This is a genomic window from Brevibacillus sp. FIR094 (assembly GCF_050477165.1).
Classification (GTDB): Bacteria; Bacillota; Bacilli; order Brevibacillales; family Brevibacillaceae; genus Brevibacillus.
Window position 1 is genome coordinate 77,634 of sequence record NZ_JBEAES010000006.1, and the last position, 17,335, is coordinate 94,968.

A 17,335-nucleotide genomic window follows, 5' to 3' on the forward strand; every position below is an offset into this window, starting at 1 on the left:
CTACTTCGTGCCGTACAAGCGGTCACCCGCATCGCCCAAGCCTGGCACGATGTATCCATGGTCGTTTAAATATTCATCAACAGCCGCTACGTAAATATCTACATCAGGATGCTCGTCCTGAACCAGCTTGATGCCTTCTGGAGCAGCGATGAGGCACATTAGCTTCAAGTTTTTCGCTCCACGTTTTTTCAAAGCAGTAAGAGCCGCAACAGCAGAACCACCAGTCGCCAGCATTGGGTCAGTTACGATCAACTCACGCTCAGCAACATCGGATGGCAACTTCACATAATACTCAACAGGCTGTAGGGTTTCCGGATCACGGTAAAGACCTACGTGTCCTACTTTGGCAGCAGGGATCAGCCTCATCAGGCCATCCACCATACCAAGACCAGCGCGCAGAATCGGTACCAGCCCTACTTTTTTACCAGCAATTACGTTCGACTGACAGGTAGCCACTGGCGTTTCGATGGTGGTTTGCTCCAACGGCATATCACGGGTAATTTCATAGCCCATCAGAGTAGTCACTTCATCTACCAGTTCGCGAAATTCCTTGGTCCCTGTATTCTTGTCACGAATATACGTAACTTTATGCTGAATCAGCGGATGGTCAAACACATATACACGGCTCATGTCATTTCCTCCGTTTCCCTATCAATACATCCTTTCTATAATAGCTGGTGAGAGTAGCGCCGTCAATTTGCCTAATCTTCGTACTTTTCCGCATCCTCGATCCCAATCTACAGCCTGGAAGTGAAAAAAAGCAGACCCCTATGGGAAAATTTCCACTGGGTCTGCTTCTCGTTGTTTTGCTTAGATATTCAATCCTTCGTACATCGGGAAACGTTGGCACAAAGCTGCCACACGTTGGCGTGCTTCCTCGTGCTTCGCAGCATCCTCTGGGTTTTTCAATGTCAGAGCGATAATCGCTGCTACTTCTTTCATCGCTTCCTCATCAAAACCGCGGCTCGTTACTGCTGGCGTACCCATGCGCACACCGCTTGTAACAAACGGGCTTTGTGTATCGTAAGGAATGGTATTTTTGTTCGTAGTAATGCTTACTTCGTCCAACAGATGCTCAGCTACTTTACCTGTCAGGCCGATTTTGCTTACATCCACCAATACGAGGTGGTTATCCGTTCCGCCGGAAACGAGCGTCAGACCTTCAGCAGTCAGCGCTTCAGCAAATACACGTGCATTCTTGATGATGCGAGCTGCGTAATCCTTGAACTCTGGTTCCAGGTTTTCGCCGAAGGCAACCGCTTTTGCTGCGATGACGTGCATCAACGGACCACCTTGAACGCCTGGGAACACCGATTTGTCGATGCCTTTCGCGAATTCTTCCTTGCACAAAATCAAACCGCCACGTGGTCCACGCAGAGTCTTGTGCGTCGTAGAAGTAACGAAATGCGCGTGCGGTACTGGGTTTGGATGCAGACCTGCCGCAACCAGACCAGCGATGTGCGCCATGTCGACCATGAAGTATGCGCCCACTTCATCCGCAATCTCACGGAACTTAGCAAAATCAATCGTACGCGGATAGGCACTCGCGCCACAAACGATCAGTTTTGGCTTGTGCTCCAATGCTTTTGCACGAACATCTTCATAGTTGATCAGATGAGTTGTTTCGTCTACACCGTAATCCACAAAGTTGTACAGAGCGCCGGAGAAGTTAACTGCACTACCATGCGTCAAGTGACCGCCGTGGGACAGGTTCATCCCCAGTACGGTGTCACCTGGCTGCAAAATGGTGAAGTATACAGCCATGTTCGCTTGCGCACCGGAGTGTGGTTGTACGTTCGCATGCTCAGCGCCAAAAATTTCTTTTACGCGATCGCGCGCGATGTTTTCCACGATATCCACATACTCGCAACCACCGTAATAGCGGCGACCTGGATATCCTTCTGCGTATTTATTCGTCAAAACGGTTCCCATTGCTTCCATAACTGCGCGGCTTACGAAGTTCTCAGAAGCAATCAGCTCAATCTTATCGCGTTGTCTTCCGAGCTCCAGTTGAATAGCTTCCATGACTTGCGGGTCTTGATTACGCAAAAAATCTAGCATAATAGTTTCTCCTCCTTAAAAGTTCGTGATCATAAAGTGGGCTTGTCCCACATTCTTTTTCATGCTTGTTCAAAAAGTCGGCTTTTTGAACTACCCCTTTTACGTGCAGCTTTCATTCGACGGTGTCTTCTCATACACGGCACGCGGTCCACCAATCAGCTTGGGGCGCGTACGCGCTGCCGTAACATGGGCTTGTCCAACGAGACGATGTGTCGGACGCACCGGTACTGCCACATGCTTCAGATGCATGCCGATAAGCGTATGGCCGATATCAATGCCTGCGTGCGCGTGAATTTGCTCCACAACGGCTGCATCCCTGAACTGTGTGAACGCATGCGCAGCCATAGAGCCTCCAGCAGTCGGAACGGGAACAACCGAGACCTCTTCCAGTCCGTATCGCAATGCAACATCGCGCTCGACGACCAGGGCCCTGTTCAAATGTTCACAACATTGAAAGGCAACAGCAAAGCCGCGCTTCCCTACAACAGATTGAATCCCACGATACAGTGCTTTCGCTACATCTTGGCTGCCAGCTTTACCGATATGCTCCCCGAGCACCTCGCTGGTACTGCACCCAATCACCATGAGCTGTCCGGCTTTCAGCTCTGCCATATCGGCTACTTCTTCGACAATGTCACTGATTTGTTTTTCGATAGCGGATAAATCCACTTACTTCACTCCCGCATGCTTCGCTTCAATTTGGGAAATCTTTTCCACACGGCGCTCGTGGCGACCACCTTGAAACTCTGTTTCCAACCAAATTTTCACGATATCAAGCGCAAGACCCGGTCCAATCACTCGCTCACCCATCGCCAACACATTGGTGTTGTTATGCTCACGGGTAGCGCGTGCAGAAAACGTATCATGCACAAGTGCACAACGGATGCCTGGAACCTTGTTGGCTGCGATCGACATGCCGATACCTGTTCCGCAAACGAGAATGCCTCGATCAAACTCCCCCGCTGCCACCTTTTCCGCTACTGGCAAAGCATAATCGGGATAATCAACCGATTCCTCGCAGGTGCAGCCGAAGTCTTCCGTCTGGATGTTCATGGAGGCCAGCAGAGTCTTGATCTCCTCTTTTAGCTTGTATCCACCGTGATCAGCAGCAAGTGCTACTTTCATCTGTCATCCCTCGCTTGTCTCATAATCTTCGTCTAGTATACATCAAAAAACAATAAGTAAAAAGTGAACATTTTTATCAAATCACCAAAAAATCGTTCGTACTCTCATGAAAAAACAAGGCCCTAGCTATACGCCAGCACCCTATTCATCCACTGATTTACGAAGTCCTAGGTCCTTGAGCATCAATGAGAGCCTTTCCAGTGACTCTTCGATTTCTTCTGCACACCTGCGATAATCCATCAGTGATCCCCCATACGGATCAGCAATATCACTAAAGCCTTCTACCCCAACGAACTCCTGCAGAGTATGCACCTTTTCAGCCGCTGAGGGGAAATACGTCAAGATCGCGCGCTTGTGACCGTGCGTCATCGTCAAAATGACATCAGACCATTCAATCAACCCTTCGTCTACCTTGCTGGCCTTATGATCGTGGGCAATTCCTCGTTCTTCTAATACCTGTTTGGCCTGCACGGAGGCATCCTGACCGGCAAATGCCGCCACTCCTGCTGAGCGTATCTCAAGCCCCTGTCCGTCTGTCTTCGAACGGAACATCGCTTCTGCCATGGGGCTTCGGCACGTATTTCCCGTACAGACGAAAAGTATCCGTTTCACGTATCGTTCCTCCTCTCCTATTAATTAGTCGGTTATATCATAAATTTTAACCCAAAACCAAACAAAATAAGTCCACCTACTAATTCGCTATAATCCCCAAGCCACCCTCCCACACTCCTGCCTAACAATAAACCGAAGTAGGACATGGTGGCACCCATTAATCCAAAAAGGGTGATGGCCAAAATTCGATTGACCTCGATCAAGCCGAACGAGAAACCGACGGTGAAAGCATCCAGGCTGACACTGAATGCGAAAAGCATAAGTCCGAACCCTTTTGTCTTCAATACACTTTTTTGATCCCCTTGGACGAAGCCATTCCATAGCATATGCAAGCCGATGATCATCAGGACACCGCCGCCAATAAACACGGCTATATCTCCAACCAAATCGGACAAGTACGCTCCAACAACAATCCCAATGATTGGCATCATAATGTGAAACAGTCCGATGGTGATACTTACTTTGATGATCTCTCGTAACCGAATCCCAACCATTCCTACGCCAATTCCCAACGAAAAGGCATCCATACTTAAGGCGAAAGCAATAATGAGCAACGTCAAAAATTGCCCCCATTGGAATAACACCTGGTCCAAGCAGCTCCCCTCCCGTCTCTTCACCTTATGCGGACAAGGGGGAGTTTAGGACAGGTTTACACGGACAAGACTCGGCCTCCAGCAGCCTTTTCCAAGCGATTCATTACGGCCATACCCAACCCGTTTCGCGGGAAAGTCTCACCGACTATATACTGCACTTCTTGATCGTCGAATTCTCGCAGCACAGCATAAAGCTGTTGGGCAACCACTTCCAGATCCGCTTGTGATCCGACCACAAGAACGACATCTGCCGCCGCGTGACTTTGCCAAAAGGGAGCTGTTTCTTTCGTTACCAGTACACCCGTTTTTTGACCGTGCTGCTTCGCTTGTTGCAGCATGTCTTCCATTTTCGCCCGAACTTTTTCACTCCCTCCTGACACTAGCCACATTTCCCCTTCAGGAGCGTAATGCGCATATTTCATCCCTGGAGAGCGTGGTGCCTCTGCTGCTCCCACTTGAAAAGAAGGGTCGAGTTCCACGTAGCCAATCACTGGTTCCATTTGCTCCCGTGTGATGCCGCCCGGGCGCAGAATCATGGGCGGGTCCTGCGTAACATCAATAACTGTAGATTCTACCCCAACGCCTGTTGCCCCACCATCGACGACACCTGCTACGCGTCCATCCAAGTCAGCCAATACATGCGCTGCTGTCGTTGGACTCGGACGTCCAGAGCGATTGGCGCTTGGAGCTGCAATCGGTACCCCCGCTTCCTTGATCAAAGCCAAGGCAATCGGATGATCAGGCATGCGAACCCCTACTGAATCCAGACCTGCCGTTACCAGCGAAGCTACTTGATCCATTTTTGGCAAAATCACCGTCAATGGTCCAGGCCAAAACGCCTCCATCAGCTTTTTCCCTTTCTCCGGAATCTCACTTGCTACTGTGGACAACTGGTCCCACGCCCCAATATGTACAATCAGCGGATTATCGCTGGGTCTGCCTTTTGCTGTAAATATTTTTTCCACTGCTTCATTTGATAATGCATTCGCTCCCAAGCCGTAAACCGTCTCCGTGGGAAACGCGACAACTGCCCCTTCTCGAAGAAAACGGGCTGCATCCACAATCTGTGCACAACTATGCTGATTTTCCACATCGTTATCCACAGACCAGACTTTTGTCACAAAATTCTTTTCCATCGTTAAAAAATCCTTTCTCTAGCTCGTTTCTTTGTAAGGAGTGCCTTAAGTATAGATGTGCACCAAAAAGTTTTCAACAGGCTGTGGGTAACTTGTGAATAACTTTTCTGAACAGCGTGGAAAAGAGAAATTTGTTACCTTTTTTTAACTTCATCCGTCTTGACCCTGTAGTAGAATGAACACGAAAACAAAACAATAACTTTCCCTTTATCGAAAGGACCGTGAATGATATGTCATCCTTTAAATCCTTAGCTTCCAGCCTGCTTGGTACAGCTGTATTGTTAACAGCTGTCGCTGCTCCAGTATTTGCAGCACCTGCTTCACCTGCCACCTCCACAAAGCCTGCTGTACAAGCGCCAAAGCCACAAGCTAACGGTATCCTGTTCACACCAAAAACCTTTACGGTCGATACGAAAGAATTTCAAGGTAAAGTATCCATCCCAGTGATTAGCGGGATGAAGGATAAAGCTTTTGAAGCAAAACTGAACGCTACTCTGCTAAAAGAAGCGCAAACAGGTCTGGCTGAAGGACAAAAAGCCGGCAAAGAAGATGCGGCAGAAGCGAAAAAACACGGCTGGGAGCCACGCCCTCATGCGCTAGACATCTCCTATGAGGTACACACTGCTGGCAAGCTCGTTTCTTTCTCCGTACAAACCTACATTTATACGGGCGGAGCACATGGCATGACGGATGTTACGTATTACACCATTGATAATCAAGCCAAGGCAAAACAACTGAAGCTGGCTGACCTGTTCCAGCCTGGCTATGATTACCGTACGATTCTCAATCAAATCATTACGCAACAAATCAAAGCACAAACCCAGGCAGACGGATTTAACCCTTACGATGGATTCGAAAGCATCAGAGACGATCAAGGCTTCTCCTTTAAAGACGGCAACCTGGTGATCCATTTTGGCCAATACGAAATTGCCGCTTATGCAGCAGGAATGCCAGAGTTCGAGATCCCTGCTCATCGTTACCAAGGTCTGTTGAAGCCTGAGATTCGTGAGGCTTTGTTCAAAAAGTAATCGCAGCAATTCAAAACGACACCTGCACGCGCGGCGGGTGTCGTTTTTTATGTCCAGCTTAGGAGAGCCAGCCCTCGATTTTTTCCCATAAGTAAAATCTCACTTCTACTTCAGGAGCGGAGGCAGTTACTTCTTCTCCCTCTACTTTTGTTTGCTCAGCGTCCGCTTTATTTAATTCGGAATGTAATCTTACTTCGTTCTCTTCTAGGGGTATGTCCGCTACTTGCTTTCTGTCAAATCGATCGTAGTCTTCTTCTTCCTCGGATACAGCTGCTGTCGTTTGTTTAGATTTTTCTGGCTCTGGAGTTGGCTCTGGAGTTGGCTCTGCTTGTACAGCGTCGCCATTGGACATGTCAATAAAGCAGAGCGGCGGGAACAGGACACACCACCAGTTTTGACCTTTTGCCTCTCCAATTTGTACACGGACTGCTCGGTAATTACCCGCAGGATACACATAGGAGCCATACAGCTTCGTCGGAAAAGGGACTTCGCCAAAATCGACTACAGCTTTGTACGAAAAACCGCGTTCCTTGATCGTCTTGTCTACGACTTGTTGAAGGACAGGCAATTGTGATTGAATCACTTGCTCTGCTTCCTCCAAAGTCTCAATATCGTCCGCCCACGTATTCATTTGAGCGATAATCGCATCTCTGACTTCACGCTTTAACCATTGATCTTGGACAGAATCGCTGTTTGCAATAATGCGCAAGCGAACGGATTCCTGAGGGATCGGCCCATTATCCAACACATTGGCCGAAGTAAGCTGCCCCTCCCAGCTCATCATAAGCATAAACAGGCTAAATGCCATGAACAACATCCGTTTCATCGTTATCCGTCTCCCTCTATACTGATCTTCTCTCTTTAGCAATCAGTATGGACGGATTCACACGATTTCAAACATTCATTCTCTATGTAAAAAAGGCGAGACGAGTCAGCGCTATCGTCTCACTCCGATAACAACCCGCTCGATCCCCGCCAAATCTGGAACAATCTCTACCTCATCCATGACACCAGATGCTTTCATCAATGCTGCTACATCCCCAGCCTGATAAATGCCTACCTCAAACGCTACAACCGCTTCTTCTTTCAATAGATTCGGCAGCGCCTCACACAGTCGACGATAGCAATCCAAACCATCTTCGCCGCCATCCAAAGCCAAGCGAGGTTCATGTACGCGCACTTCATCGTCCAGCTCCTCGACATCGCGACTCGGGATATACGGTGGATTGGACACGAGGATGTCTACCTTTTCGCCTGCTTCCAAAAGCGGCTGCACCAAATCTCCTTGTAGAAAGCGGACATCTGCACCAAGACGACTTGCATTTTCCCGTGCAATTGCCGTTGCCTCAGGCGACAGGTCCACCGTAGTCACGCGCCATTGCGGTTTTTCTAACGCGAGCGTAATGCAGATGGCTCCGCTCCCCGTGCCGATATCCACCACCGCTAGCTCTTCCCGCTCAGGCCAGAGCTTTGCTGCTGCCGTCATAACTCGCTCCACCAGTATTTCTGTTTCCGGTCTTGGGATCAGCACACCTGGTCGCACCGTAAAAGGACGACCATAAAACTCCTGTTCGCCAAACATGTATTGCAATGGCTCGTTATTCGCCCGGCGCACGCACAGTCCGTCCAGCTTCACCAATGTTTCTGCATCGATTGAATCCGTCATCGCCATTAAAAAGCGCGTCCGATCCCAGTCGAGACAATGACGAATCATTAGCTCCGCTTCGAACATAGGATCCTTCGTCCCTTTTTCCCGCAAAAAGGAAGAAGCCCGTAATAGGGCTTCTCGAATCGTCGTGACATCAGACCAATCAAGCTGAGTGTGCATGGCTTTTCAAAAGCTCCGTTTGTTCATGCAGGATCAGGTTGTCGATCACTTCATCCAATTCGCCTTCCAATACCGATTCCAGTCGGTGCAGGGTCAGACCGATGCGGTGGTCGGTCACGCGGCTTTGTGGATAGTTGTAAGTGCGGATGCGCTCGCTTCGGTCACCAGTACCCACCAAGCTTTTGCGCGTAGCATCTGCTTCCGCATTTTGTTGTTGCATGTAGAAATCATACAGACGTGCGCGCAATACACGCAGCGCCTTGTCTTTGTTGGAATGCTGGGATTTCTCGTCCTGACAAGAAACCATGATCCCTGTAGGAATATGCGTTACGCGAACCGCAGACTTGGTCGTGTTAACGCTCTGACCGCCCGCACCACTGGAGCAGAACGTATCGATGCGGATATCTTTTTCGTGTACTTCCACTTCCACGTCTTCTGCTTCTGGCAGAACCAGTACAGTCGCAGTAGAAGTATGGATGCGTCCACCGGACTCAGTAGCCGGGATACGTTGCACACGATGCGCGCCGCTTTCGAATTTCATTTTGCTGTAAGCACCGCGACCAGACAGCGAGAAGACAATTTCCTTATATCCACCGATATCGGTTGGGCTTGCCTCCAGCACTTCAATTTTAAAAGCGTTGCGCTCTGCAAAACGCGTGTACATACGGAAGAGCACCGCTGCAAACAGTGCAGCTTCATCGCCGCCCGCAGCACCGCGGATTTCCACAATGACGTTTTTCTCATCGTTCGGGTCTTTTGGAAGCAACAGGATCTTCAAACGATCTTCCAGTTGTTCCTTGCGTGATGACAATTCATTGAGCTCGAGCTTGACCATTTCACGCATCTCGTCATCCAGTTTCTCTTCCAGCATCGCTTTGGCGTCATCGATTTGACTCACCACTGATTTATATTCACGGTATGTCGTTACCGTCTCTTCCAACGAAGATTGTTCCTTAGACAGTTCACGCAAGCGTTTTGTATCACTAATGACGTCGGGGTCACATAGGAGGTTGGTTACTTCTTCAAAACGCTCTTCGACTGCAGATAAGCGTGTAAACATTTTTATTTCACCCCATCGCAAAGAATAATAGCCTTTTGGCGCAGGCGAAGCCTTGGTAGCATGTATGTTAGATATGAATTGCGATAAAATGCTATCTACCATATAAACGGTTATAACAGATAAATTATAGGAGGAATGTCGCAAGAAGTCAAAGTGCATTATTACTGGAAATGTTTTACCGATGCCAAACAGGCCCGGCTATGCCGAGCCTTGCTACATACGTCCTGCTCCCCTGTCAGCGATGGTAACCGTCATGCGAGGTTAAGTGAAAATCGTAGTTTGGAATTCTTTCTCGAAGAAGTGAAATCACCTGCTGCTCGCTGGTACGCGCTTGATTCGCAGTGATGTTATGAACAAGGTCAAGAGTAACATATGCATTGGCATCGCTGAGTGTGATGCGTGCATTTTCCACACCTTTCACCGACATGGCGAGCCTCTCCATATTCGTCACTTCGACTGGCGTATTGCGCACATTCGTTCGACCAGTAACCATGTTCGGGTTTTGATTGCGTCCCATTAGCGAGTCGCGATCAGCAGCAACAGGGGTCCGGCCTTGCAGCGTATTTCCGCTTTGATCCCCTCTGACCTTCATATTGTGCTGCGTATTCCTCATATCCGTACGATAGCCCTGTTGCTTAGCCGTATTTCCTCCGCAGCCAACGGTGAGGGTAGAAGTCAGTGTCATCACGCCCAATAAAACCAACGCGCTTCGCCAAATAGGCTGTGTCCGCATGAAAAAGCCACCTCCTGTTTTGCTTAGTCTGCGCATCGCCTCTTGGGCTCATGCACGGGACAAACAGGGGGTGGCTTATGCTTTCTTTAATCGACAACTGGAGGCGTATAGTAATGCTTGCGACAGACGCTGCTGTACGTATCATTTCCAGCAATTTCAATCGTCTCCCCAGCGTATACGGGTTGTCCATTTTTGAACTTGAGAATATGCGTCGCCTTTTTATTGCAATAAACACAAACCGTTTTAATCTCTTCCACCTTGTCGGCCTCGCACAACAGGGCGGCGCTACCAGGGAAGAGCTCATTCTTGAAGTTTTTCAACAAGCCATAGACGATTACAGGAATGCCCAGCTTGTCTACGATCCTGACGAGCTGATCCACATGGTGGCGACTGATGAACTGAGCCTCGTCAACCAACACGCAATGCGGCTTGACTGACTCTGCCTCAACAATTTGATACAGATCGGTCTCTTCGCTAATCGGAATCGCTTCTCGGCTAATCCCAACACGCGAAGCCACTTTTCCCACGCCATAGCGATCATCCACTGCTGGAGTAAACACTACTACTTTTTTCCCCGATTGCTCGTAGTTGTGGGCAACGGTCAATAATTGAATGGATTTGGAAGCATTCATCGCTCCATACCGAAAATATAGTTGTGCCACGTCTCTATCTCCCTTTGCCTAAAAGTCGTTACTCAGTCTTTGCATGGCGGTCTTTTGCCTCCTGAAACAAGGCCATGGCCAGCTTTCTTCTTTGTGCATGCTCCACACAAGGAATCGGATAGTCGAAGCCAATCTTACAGCCCGTTTGCTCTTGGATATGCTCCGGCATGTCCCACGGTTTATGAATATATTGTAGAGGTACTTCACGCAGTACGGGAAGATATTTTTTGACAAATAGGCCGTCTGGATCAAACTTTTCCCCTTGTGTGACTGGATTAAAGATCCGAAAGTACGGTTGCGCATCGGTACCAGTCGAAGCACTCCACTGCCAGCCCCCGACATTTGCCGCTTCATCGAAATCGATCAATTGCTGTGCGAAATAGGTCATTCCCCAACGCCAATCCACAAGCAAATCCTTTGTCAAAAAAGAAGCGGCAATCATCCGCAACCGATTGTGCATCCATCCCGTCTCATTCAACTGCTTCATAGCAGCGTCGACAATCGGGTAGCCCGTCTCCCCATGACACCAACGGGTAAATAGGTCCTTCCTGTTTTCCCAAGCGACCGTTTCAGATTGTGGCAGGTAGGCATGGTCAGTCGTGTCCGGATGGAAATAAAGCACCTGATGATAAAATTCTCTCCAAATGAGTTCCGTAAGAAAAGCTTCGATCGAGGTAACCTGCTCACCCCGTGCGGAAGCAAGCACTTCCTGTACGCTATGATACACCGTTCGTATAGACAGCGTACCTGCATTTAGGGCAAAAGACAGCCGGGAGGTCGCATTCTCCCCTGGCATGTCGCGTTGTTCTTTATACGTATAAATGTCTCCATCTAAAAATTGCTGCAATCGTTTACGTGCCGCCAGCTCCCCGAACTGCTCTATTTCCCACTCGGGGCCAATCGGTCGTTTCCGTCCAAACGCTTCCACAGTAGGAACTGGCTCACTCTCCAACTCCTTCAGCCGATCAAATAGATTCCAGCTTGTCGGCTGAGAGAACGGTCTATCTTTGGGAAGCGTCTGCCAAACGCGACGATAAGGTGTAAAAACGGCATACGGTGTCCGCTGCTTCGTCATAATTTCCCCAGGCTCATGCAAAACCAGATCCTTGCATGTATGTACAAACACGCCATGACTGCTCAACACTTCTGACACGAGCTCGTCTCGCTTGCGAGCCTCTGGCGTATAATTCCGATTGAAAAACAACTTATCTGCACCTGTCTCTTGCGCTAATTGACAGAGCACTTGCTGTGGGTTGCCGTGGCGAATCAAGAGGTGTCCTCCCAGTTGAGCCAAAGCATCGCCGAGTGCAGCTATCGCGGCAAAATGCGCATGTAGTCGCTTATCGCCTACAACCGTAGAACGACAAAGCGAATCCTCCACTATATAAACAGGAATAATCGGATCGCCTGTGAGCATAGCTGCGTGCAGAGCAACATGGTCATGCAAGCGTAGATCCCGACGGAACCAGACGATAGCAGTCATCGTTTGTCCTCCCGAAAAAATTAATGCCAGAAAAAGACAAAACCAGGCAGATTGCTCTACCTGGTTGTTCCCATACATTCTGATTATTACAGATTGTATTTGCGTTTGAAACGGTCTACACGGCCGCCTGCATCAACGAATTTTTGTTTTCCTGTGAAGAAAGGATGGCAGTTGGAGCAGATCTCCACTTTCAACGCTTGTTTCACGGAACCGGATTCAAATTCGTTACCGCATGCGCAGCTAACTGTAACTACGTTGTACTTAGGATGAATGTTTTGTTTCATCTCTTCTACACCTCTTTCCGCCCTGAATCGTTTGCCGAAACAGAGTTATATAAACACATATCAGATAGTAGCATGAAACACTCCCGAAATGCAACTGGTTGGCCGATTACGCCATGTTTTTCCTGCGCTGGAGTTGATCTGGAGGAATATGTGTAAACGAACCGATTACGACATCGGGCAGTTCCTGCTGATAAATTTCGATGGCTTGCTTCATGCCAAATACTTCGCCTTGCGCTTTTGGAATCATCGCCAGATAACTCTCTGGATCGATATTCAGATTCCGTAGCTGAATCAGCTTAATGCCTGTTCTGCTGATGAACTCGATCATCGCTTCCATTTCCTCTTCGCGGTCAAACACGCCAGGGAAGCACAAGTAGTTAATGGACGTATACACACCCTTAGATGCAGCATACTCAGCAGAACGCGCTACATTTTCCAACGTGTAGTTGCGCGGGCGGTAGTAAGCATTATAGTGTTCGTCAATCGCACTGATAATACTCACGCGCATCAGATCAAGGCCAGCATCGACAATGCCTTTGATATGATCGGTCAAGCCCGCATTCGTATTGATGTTGATAAAGCCCATATCTGTCGTTTCCCGTACACGACGCATCGCTGGAACGATAATAGAAGCCATCGTAGAAGGCTCACCCTCACAACCCTGTCCAAAGCTGATGATGCTCTCCGGTGTCTTCAGGTGGTGCAGCATGACTTCCACCAGCTCGTCCTCTGTCGGTTTGAAATTCATCCGCGTCTGTGGAGAAGGGAAGCCACTGTCATCTGGTTGCTCGGAAATACAGCCGTAGCAACCGGCATTACAGGTGTAGGAAACAGGCAAGCTGCCTTCCCAGCGGTTGAAAAAGTTATTGGAGGCCGTTAAGCATTCGTATTCCAACGCACAGTGGGACAAATGGTTCAAAATGCGGTTTTGCGGAAACGTCTCCAACGTCTTTGCCACTCGCTGACGCAGTTCATCCATCGGGAAGTTCAACGGGTCCCATTTGTAAATATCGTCACTCGCCCGACCTGTTACCCAGAATCGGTTATCCTTCCAGACGACTGCGGAGTAGCCGAACAATGGCAGCTTGCTATCCTTGTTCGTTTTTACGTAGCCTGGCAGCAAGAGCCTTGTAATTCCTTGTGGCACAAGTGCGCCTACTGCTGTACAGCCATCCAACTTGACCATTTCACCCGTGTCCGGGTCCATTCCAATCGGCTCGGTGTCCGGTAAACTGACCAGCGTCGATCCTTCCGGGAGCGGGATCAGTTCTTCTTCCAGAATTTCTGTCAATATATCTCCGTTACGAGCCACTGCAAAAAGACCTGGGTGGTCGTATACATTGCCTTTTTCATCTGCGTAAACTAAATACATGGGAAAATCGCCTCGCTTCTTTGCTTTGCCCATTGTATCGCATTGAAAAAGCAATGTAAATTGTATAGGGTTACCTGCCAAGATAGGGAAGTGGATTGATCGGCACATCATCCTGTCGCACTTCAAAGTGCAAATGGTAGCCTGTAGAGTTACCCGTTTGCCCCATGTATCCCAATATCTCACCCGCTTCTACGGTTTGACCAGGTGATACCAGCAACAGACGCATATGGGCATAAAAGGTTTGCAAGCCATCACCGTGATCAATTACGACCATCCGCCCGTACCCTGATCGATTGGCGCCTGCCTCCACAACAACTCCTGCCCTCGCTGCCAAGATCGGGGTCTTTGATTCCTCTACGTTCCACAAATCCACACCCTTGTGTGCTTTTCCCCAACGCGCTCCAAATCCGCTTGTAATCGTAGCTTCTCTGACTGGCCAATTTAGACCGCCGCGAATTCTCGTGATGACTTGGCGACTTGCCGCTTGAACGGCACTTCGCTTCTGCTGAGGATCGTTACCCAACATCGGATTGCCTTTAGCGATGGGGACATACACGACCTGTCCTACATACAGGTTGTCCGACAGCCACTTTAGCAGCGGATTTCGTTCGATTAACGATTCCCGACTCACACCGTACCGCCTTGCTATGTAATCCAGCGTTTCTCCGCGTTTCACCATATGTCCGACTTCATCACGCTTGATGATTAGCTTCATGCCCACGCTTAGCAAATGGGGATTCGTAATGCTATTAGCCTCGACCAGATTTTTTAAAGAAAGACCGTAGCGCTGGGCAATACCGGATAGCGTATCTCCTTGCCGAACAGCGTACATCACTGAATTCCCTTTCGTTGCTGGTGCAGGTGAAGCCAGACTGGCATAGGGATTAAACGCTTGAAATAGCGCCTGCTCCACGACTGCTTTTTTCGCTTCCATCTGTGACTCCACCGGAGCGCTAACTTGCACGTACTCCACAAAGCATCTCCTCCTTCTTTTCCAGCTCCCTTCCTAACGGTATGCCAACGCCGCAAAAAAATGACGGTGAGTCATCATGAACTCACCGTCGTGCTAGCTGCTTTCCCTCTGCCCTGTTGCTTAGACTCAAGGGTTTGCAAAAATTCTTCATTTGTTTTTGTATCTGCCAACTTTTTAATAAAGGAGTCGACAAATTCGTTTGTTTCATTCATGTTCTTCCGGATCATCCACAGCTTATCCAGCTCTTCTTTGGTGAGCAGAAGCTCTTCGCGGCGTGTACCCGAACGGCGGATATCGATCGCCGGGAAAATTCTGCGCTCCGCAAGCTTGCGATCCAAATGAAGCTCCATGTTTCCGGTTCCTTTGAACTCCTCATAGATCACATCGTCCATACGAGAGCCGGTCTCAACCAAAGCAGTCGCCAAAATGGTCAAGCTGCCGCCTTCTTCAATGTTCCGCGCTGAACCAAAAAAGCGCTTCGGACGATGGAAGGCTGCCGGATCAATACCACCGGACAATGTTCGACCACTTGGTGGAATAACCAAGTTGTAAGCACGAGCGAGACGTGTAATGGAATCCAGCAGGATCACCACGTCTTTTTTGTGCTCAACCAATCGCTTCGCACGCTCCAAGACAAGCTCAGCAACTTTGATGTGATTCTCAGGCAACTCGTCAAAAGTCGAGGCAACTACCTCTCCTTTGACAGATCGCTGCATATCCGTCACCTCTTCCGGACGCTCATCAATGAGCAAGACAAACAAGTGGATATCCGGGCGGCTTTCGGTAATGCTGTTGGCAATCTCTTTGATCAGCATGGTTTTCCCCGCTTTTGGCGGAGCCACAATCAATCCACGCTGACCCAGTCCAACAGGAGAGAGAAGATCCATCAGGCGAGTGGAAACACGTGCAGGGGCTGTCTCCAGTACAAGCTTGGTTTGAGGATACAACGGTGTCAATGCGGGGAAATGAAGACGCTCTGCAGCTGTCTCAGGGTCTTCTCCGTTCACTGCCTCTACTTGAAGGAGTCCAAAATAACGTTCATTCTCCTTCGGTGGCCTTGCTTTTCCTGATACCACATCCCCCATCCGCAGATCAAAACGGCGAATCTGCGATTGGGAGATGTAGATATCTTCCGAGCTGGGGAGATAGTTAATAGGGCGAAGGAAGCCGTATCCCTCCGGCAATATTTCGAGAACCCCCTCCATAAACATGAGACCATCCCGCTCCGCACGTGCTCGAAGAATCGCGAAAATCAATTCCTTCTTCTTCAACTGGGAGTAGTACGGAATATGGTATTCCTTGGCCAGCTTATAGAGATCGGTCAGCTTCTTTTCTTCTAGTTCAGAAAGTAACATACATCCACCACTCTTTATTTACTCTTAAAAAAACCTAGCTCAACATATAAACGCGAAAACTTTTCCTTACAAACCGTTACTCAGGTTGCGTTCTAAGCGGTGGTTCCCTTCAATGAAACGTACCGTTCCGGTTTTCGCACGCATAACAACGGAATTAGTCGTCGCACGAGTTCCTTGGAAGCGAACCCCTTTGAGCAACTCGCCATCCGTCACACCTGTCGCTGCAAAAATGGCGTCATCACCTTTCACCAAGTCATCCATGAACAGGACTTGATGAGGGTTAGTCAATCCCATTTTGACACAGCGTTTAATCTCTTCTTCATTTTGCGGCAAGAGCTTGCCCTGGATTTCTCCCCCGAGGCATTTCAGAGCAACTGCTGCCAGAACACCTTCAGGAGCTCCTCCAGAACCGAACAAAATGTCTACACCTGTATCAGGGAATGCAGTGTTGATTGCAGCGGCTACGTCTCCATCTGAGATGAGGCGAATACGCGCGCCTGCCTCACGAATTTCGTGGATCACCTTAGAGTGGCGATCACGGTCAAGCACAATAGCAACCAAATCGCTGATATCTTTCCCCTGTGCCTGCGCTACCGCTTTCAGGTTATCACGAACCGGAGCGTTGATATCGACTTTGCCGACTGCTTTAGGCCCTACTGCCATTTTCTCCATATACATGTCAGGAGCATGCAACAAATTTCCTCGGTCTGCAATGGCAATGACCGAAATCGCTCCCCACGTACCTTTTGCAAGGATATTTGTTCCCTCCAAAGGGTCAACCGCCACATCGACTGCTGGAGCCACTCCCTGGCCCAGACGCTCACCGATGTACAGCATTGGCGCTTCGTCCATTTCGCCCTCACCAATAACTACGACGCCATCCATCGGCACTTTCATAAATTCATTGCGCATTGCGGTCGTTGCCGCATCGTCAGCCTCATCTTTTTTTCCGAGACCCATCCAACTGGCAGAAGCCAAAGCAGCGGCTTCAGTCACACGTACCAGTTCAAGTGTTAAACTGCGTTCCATT

19 protein-coding genes are annotated in these 17,335 nt (G+C 49.1%); 1 reads left to right on the plus strand and 18 read right to left on the minus strand.

All coding sequences use genetic code 11. From position 1 onward, the window contains the following. The 7 genes from upp to ACQ5DJ_RS06515 form a co-directional block, all read right to left on the minus strand. A complete protein-coding gene (gene upp, locus ACQ5DJ_RS06485) occupies positions 1 to 630 on the minus strand; it encodes a uracil phosphoribosyltransferase (protein WP_007725492.1) in 630 nt (209 codons plus the stop codon). 180 nt (positions 631 to 810) lie between these two features. Beyond that, positions 811 to 2,061: a serine hydroxymethyltransferase gene (gene glyA / locus ACQ5DJ_RS06490; RefSeq protein WP_429841720.1), complete on the minus strand. Its 1,251-nt coding sequence runs from the start codon at positions 2,059 to 2,061 to the stop codon at positions 811 to 813. Positions 2,062 to 2,160: 99 nt separating this feature from the next. Beyond that, positions 2,161 to 2,730, minus strand: coding sequence for a TIGR01440 family protein (locus tag ACQ5DJ_RS06495; RefSeq protein ID WP_429841721.1), 570 nt, complete (start codon positions 2,728 to 2,730; stop codon positions 2,161 to 2,163). Continuing rightward, positions 2,731 to 3,186, minus strand: coding sequence for a ribose 5-phosphate isomerase B (rpiB, locus tag ACQ5DJ_RS06500; RefSeq protein ID WP_007725502.1), 456 nt, complete (start codon positions 3,184 to 3,186; stop codon positions 2,731 to 2,733). 141 nt (positions 3,187 to 3,327) lie between these two features. Further along, complete coding sequence (locus tag ACQ5DJ_RS06505; RefSeq protein WP_429841722.1) at positions 3,328 to 3,798, minus strand: low molecular weight protein arginine phosphatase; 471 nt, start codon at positions 3,796 to 3,798, stop codon at positions 3,328 to 3,330. Between the two features lie 32 nt (positions 3,799 to 3,830). Then, positions 3,831 to 4,391, minus strand: coding sequence for a manganese efflux pump MntP family protein (locus ACQ5DJ_RS06510; RefSeq protein ID WP_429841723.1), 561 nt, complete (start codon positions 4,389 to 4,391; stop codon positions 3,831 to 3,833). 56 nt (positions 4,392 to 4,447) lie between these two features. Next, on the minus strand, positions 4,448 to 5,527 hold the full coding sequence (locus tag ACQ5DJ_RS06515) for an L-threonylcarbamoyladenylate synthase (protein ID WP_429841724.1): 1,080 nt from the start codon (positions 5,525 to 5,527) through the stop codon (positions 4,448 to 4,450). Positions 5,528 to 5,757: 230 nt separating this feature from the next. Here ACQ5DJ_RS06515 and ACQ5DJ_RS06520 point away from each other — a divergent pair, with 230 nt between their 5' ends. After that, positions 5,758 to 6,555 carry a DUF3298 and DUF4163 domain-containing protein gene (locus ACQ5DJ_RS06520; RefSeq protein ID WP_429841725.1) on the plus strand — a complete coding sequence of 266 codons (798 nt, stop codon included), beginning with the start codon at positions 5,758 to 5,760 and terminating at the stop codon, positions 6,553 to 6,555. 58 nt (positions 6,556 to 6,613) lie between these two features. On the opposite strand, the gene spoIIR is transcribed toward ACQ5DJ_RS06520, so the two are convergent. The 11 genes from spoIIR to glpX all read right to left on the minus strand — a co-directional run bounded on the left by spoIIR (position 6,614) and on the right by glpX (position 17,334). Beyond that, complete coding sequence (gene spoIIR / locus ACQ5DJ_RS06525; protein ID WP_429841726.1) at positions 6,614 to 7,381, minus strand: stage II sporulation protein R; 768 nt, start codon at positions 7,379 to 7,381, stop codon at positions 6,614 to 6,616. A 111-nt stretch (positions 7,382 to 7,492) separates the two neighbouring features. Then, positions 7,493 to 8,383, minus strand: a complete 891-nt coding sequence (gene prmC, locus ACQ5DJ_RS06530) for a peptide chain release factor N(5)-glutamine methyltransferase (RefSeq protein WP_429841727.1) — start codon at positions 8,381 to 8,383, stop codon at positions 7,493 to 7,495. Then, positions 8,367 to 9,443 carry a peptide chain release factor 1 gene (prfA, locus tag ACQ5DJ_RS06535; RefSeq protein WP_017252377.1) on the minus strand — a complete coding sequence of 359 codons (1,077 nt, stop codon included), beginning with the start codon at positions 9,441 to 9,443 and terminating at the stop codon, positions 8,367 to 8,369. Before prfA ends, prmC begins: the two co-directional genes overlap by 17 nt. A gap of 235 nt (positions 9,444 to 9,678) precedes the next feature. Beyond that, complete coding sequence (locus ACQ5DJ_RS06540) at positions 9,679 to 10,176, minus strand: sporulation protein (RefSeq protein WP_429841728.1); 498 nt, start codon at positions 10,174 to 10,176, stop codon at positions 9,679 to 9,681. A gap of 86 nt (positions 10,177 to 10,262) precedes the next feature. After that, on the minus strand, positions 10,263 to 10,838 hold the full coding sequence (locus ACQ5DJ_RS06545; protein WP_429841729.1) for a thymidine kinase: 576 nt from the start codon (positions 10,836 to 10,838) through the stop codon (positions 10,263 to 10,265). 28 nt (positions 10,839 to 10,866) lie between these two features. After that, positions 10,867 to 12,321 (minus strand): cryptochrome/photolyase family protein, encoded by a 1,455-nt coding sequence (locus ACQ5DJ_RS06550; RefSeq protein WP_429841730.1) that lies wholly within the window; start codon positions 12,319 to 12,321, stop codon positions 10,867 to 10,869. Between the two features lie 86 nt (positions 12,322 to 12,407). Continuing rightward, complete coding sequence (gene rpmE, locus ACQ5DJ_RS06555) at positions 12,408 to 12,605, minus strand: 50S ribosomal protein L31 (protein ID WP_017252381.1); 198 nt, start codon at positions 12,603 to 12,605, stop codon at positions 12,408 to 12,410. A gap of 106 nt (positions 12,606 to 12,711) precedes the next feature. After that, positions 12,712 to 13,977, minus strand: a complete 1,266-nt coding sequence (locus ACQ5DJ_RS06560; protein WP_429841731.1) for a radical SAM protein — start codon at positions 13,975 to 13,977, stop codon at positions 12,712 to 12,714. Positions 13,978 to 14,047: 70 nt separating this feature from the next. Then, on the minus strand, positions 14,048 to 14,950 hold the full coding sequence (locus ACQ5DJ_RS06565; protein ID WP_429841732.1) for a peptidoglycan DD-metalloendopeptidase family protein: 903 nt from the start codon (positions 14,948 to 14,950) through the stop codon (positions 14,048 to 14,050). 74 nt (positions 14,951 to 15,024) lie between these two features. Beyond that, the gene (rho, locus tag ACQ5DJ_RS06570) at positions 15,025 to 16,305 is read right to left on the minus strand and encodes a transcription termination factor Rho (protein ID WP_017252384.1); all 1,281 of its coding nucleotides are present in this window, start codon (positions 16,303 to 16,305) and stop codon (positions 15,025 to 15,027) included. A 66-nt stretch (positions 16,306 to 16,371) separates the two neighbouring features. Next, the gene (glpX, locus tag ACQ5DJ_RS06575) at positions 16,372 to 17,334 is read right to left on the minus strand and encodes a class II fructose-bisphosphatase (RefSeq protein ID WP_429841733.1); all 963 of its coding nucleotides are present in this window, start codon (positions 17,332 to 17,334) and stop codon (positions 16,372 to 16,374) included. Position 17,335: the final 1 nt, after the last annotated feature.

What these genes read in the sequence shown, in the direction of transcription:
- rho (WP_017252384.1), bottom strand. Translation starts at nt 16,305, where the DNA reads ATGTTACTTTCTGAACTAGAAGAAAAGAAGCTGACCGATCTCTATAAG.
- rpiB (WP_007725502.1), bottom strand. Translation starts at nt 3,186, where the DNA reads ATGAAAGTAGCACTTGCTGCTGATCACGGTGGATACAAGCTAAAAGAG.
- ACQ5DJ_RS06540 (WP_429841728.1), bottom strand. Translation starts at nt 10,176, where the DNA reads ATGCGGACACAGCCTATTTGGCGAAGCGCGTTGGTTTTATTGGGCGTG.
- glyA (WP_429841720.1), bottom strand. Translation starts at nt 2,061, where the DNA reads ATGCTAGATTTTTTGCGTAATCAAGACCCGCAAGTCATGGAAGCTATT.
- prmC (WP_429841727.1), bottom strand. Translation starts at nt 8,383, where the DNA reads ATGCACACTCAGCTTGATTGGTCTGATGTCACGACGATTCGAGAAGCC.
- ACQ5DJ_RS06515 (WP_429841724.1), bottom strand. Translation starts at nt 5,527, where the DNA reads ATGGAAAAGAATTTTGTGACAAAAGTCTGGTCTGTGGATAACGATGTG.
- rpmE (WP_017252381.1), bottom strand. Translation starts at nt 12,605, where the DNA reads ATGAAACAAAACATTCATCCTAAGTACAACGTAGTTACAGTTAGCTGC.
- ACQ5DJ_RS06550 (WP_429841730.1), bottom strand. Translation starts at nt 12,321, where the DNA reads ATGACTGCTATCGTCTGGTTCCGTCGGGATCTACGCTTGCATGACCAT.
- ACQ5DJ_RS06560 (WP_429841731.1), bottom strand. Translation starts at nt 13,977, where the DNA reads ATGTATTTAGTTTACGCAGATGAAAAAGGCAATGTATACGACCACCCA.
- spoIIR (WP_429841726.1), bottom strand. Translation starts at nt 7,381, where the DNA reads ATGAAACGGATGTTGTTCATGGCATTTAGCCTGTTTATGCTTATGATG.
- prfA (WP_017252377.1), bottom strand. Translation starts at nt 9,443, where the DNA reads ATGTTTACACGCTTATCTGCAGTCGAAGAGCGTTTTGAAGAAGTAACC.
- glpX (WP_429841733.1), bottom strand. Translation starts at nt 17,334, where the DNA reads ATGGAACGCAGTTTAACACTTGAACTGGTACGTGTGACTGAAGCCGCT.
- ACQ5DJ_RS06520 (WP_429841725.1), top strand. Translation starts at nt 5,758, where the DNA reads ATGTCATCCTTTAAATCCTTAGCTTCCAGCCTGCTTGGTACAGCTGTA.
- upp (WP_007725492.1), bottom strand. Translation starts at nt 630, where the DNA reads ATGAGCCGTGTATATGTGTTTGACCATCCGCTGATTCAGCATAAAGTT.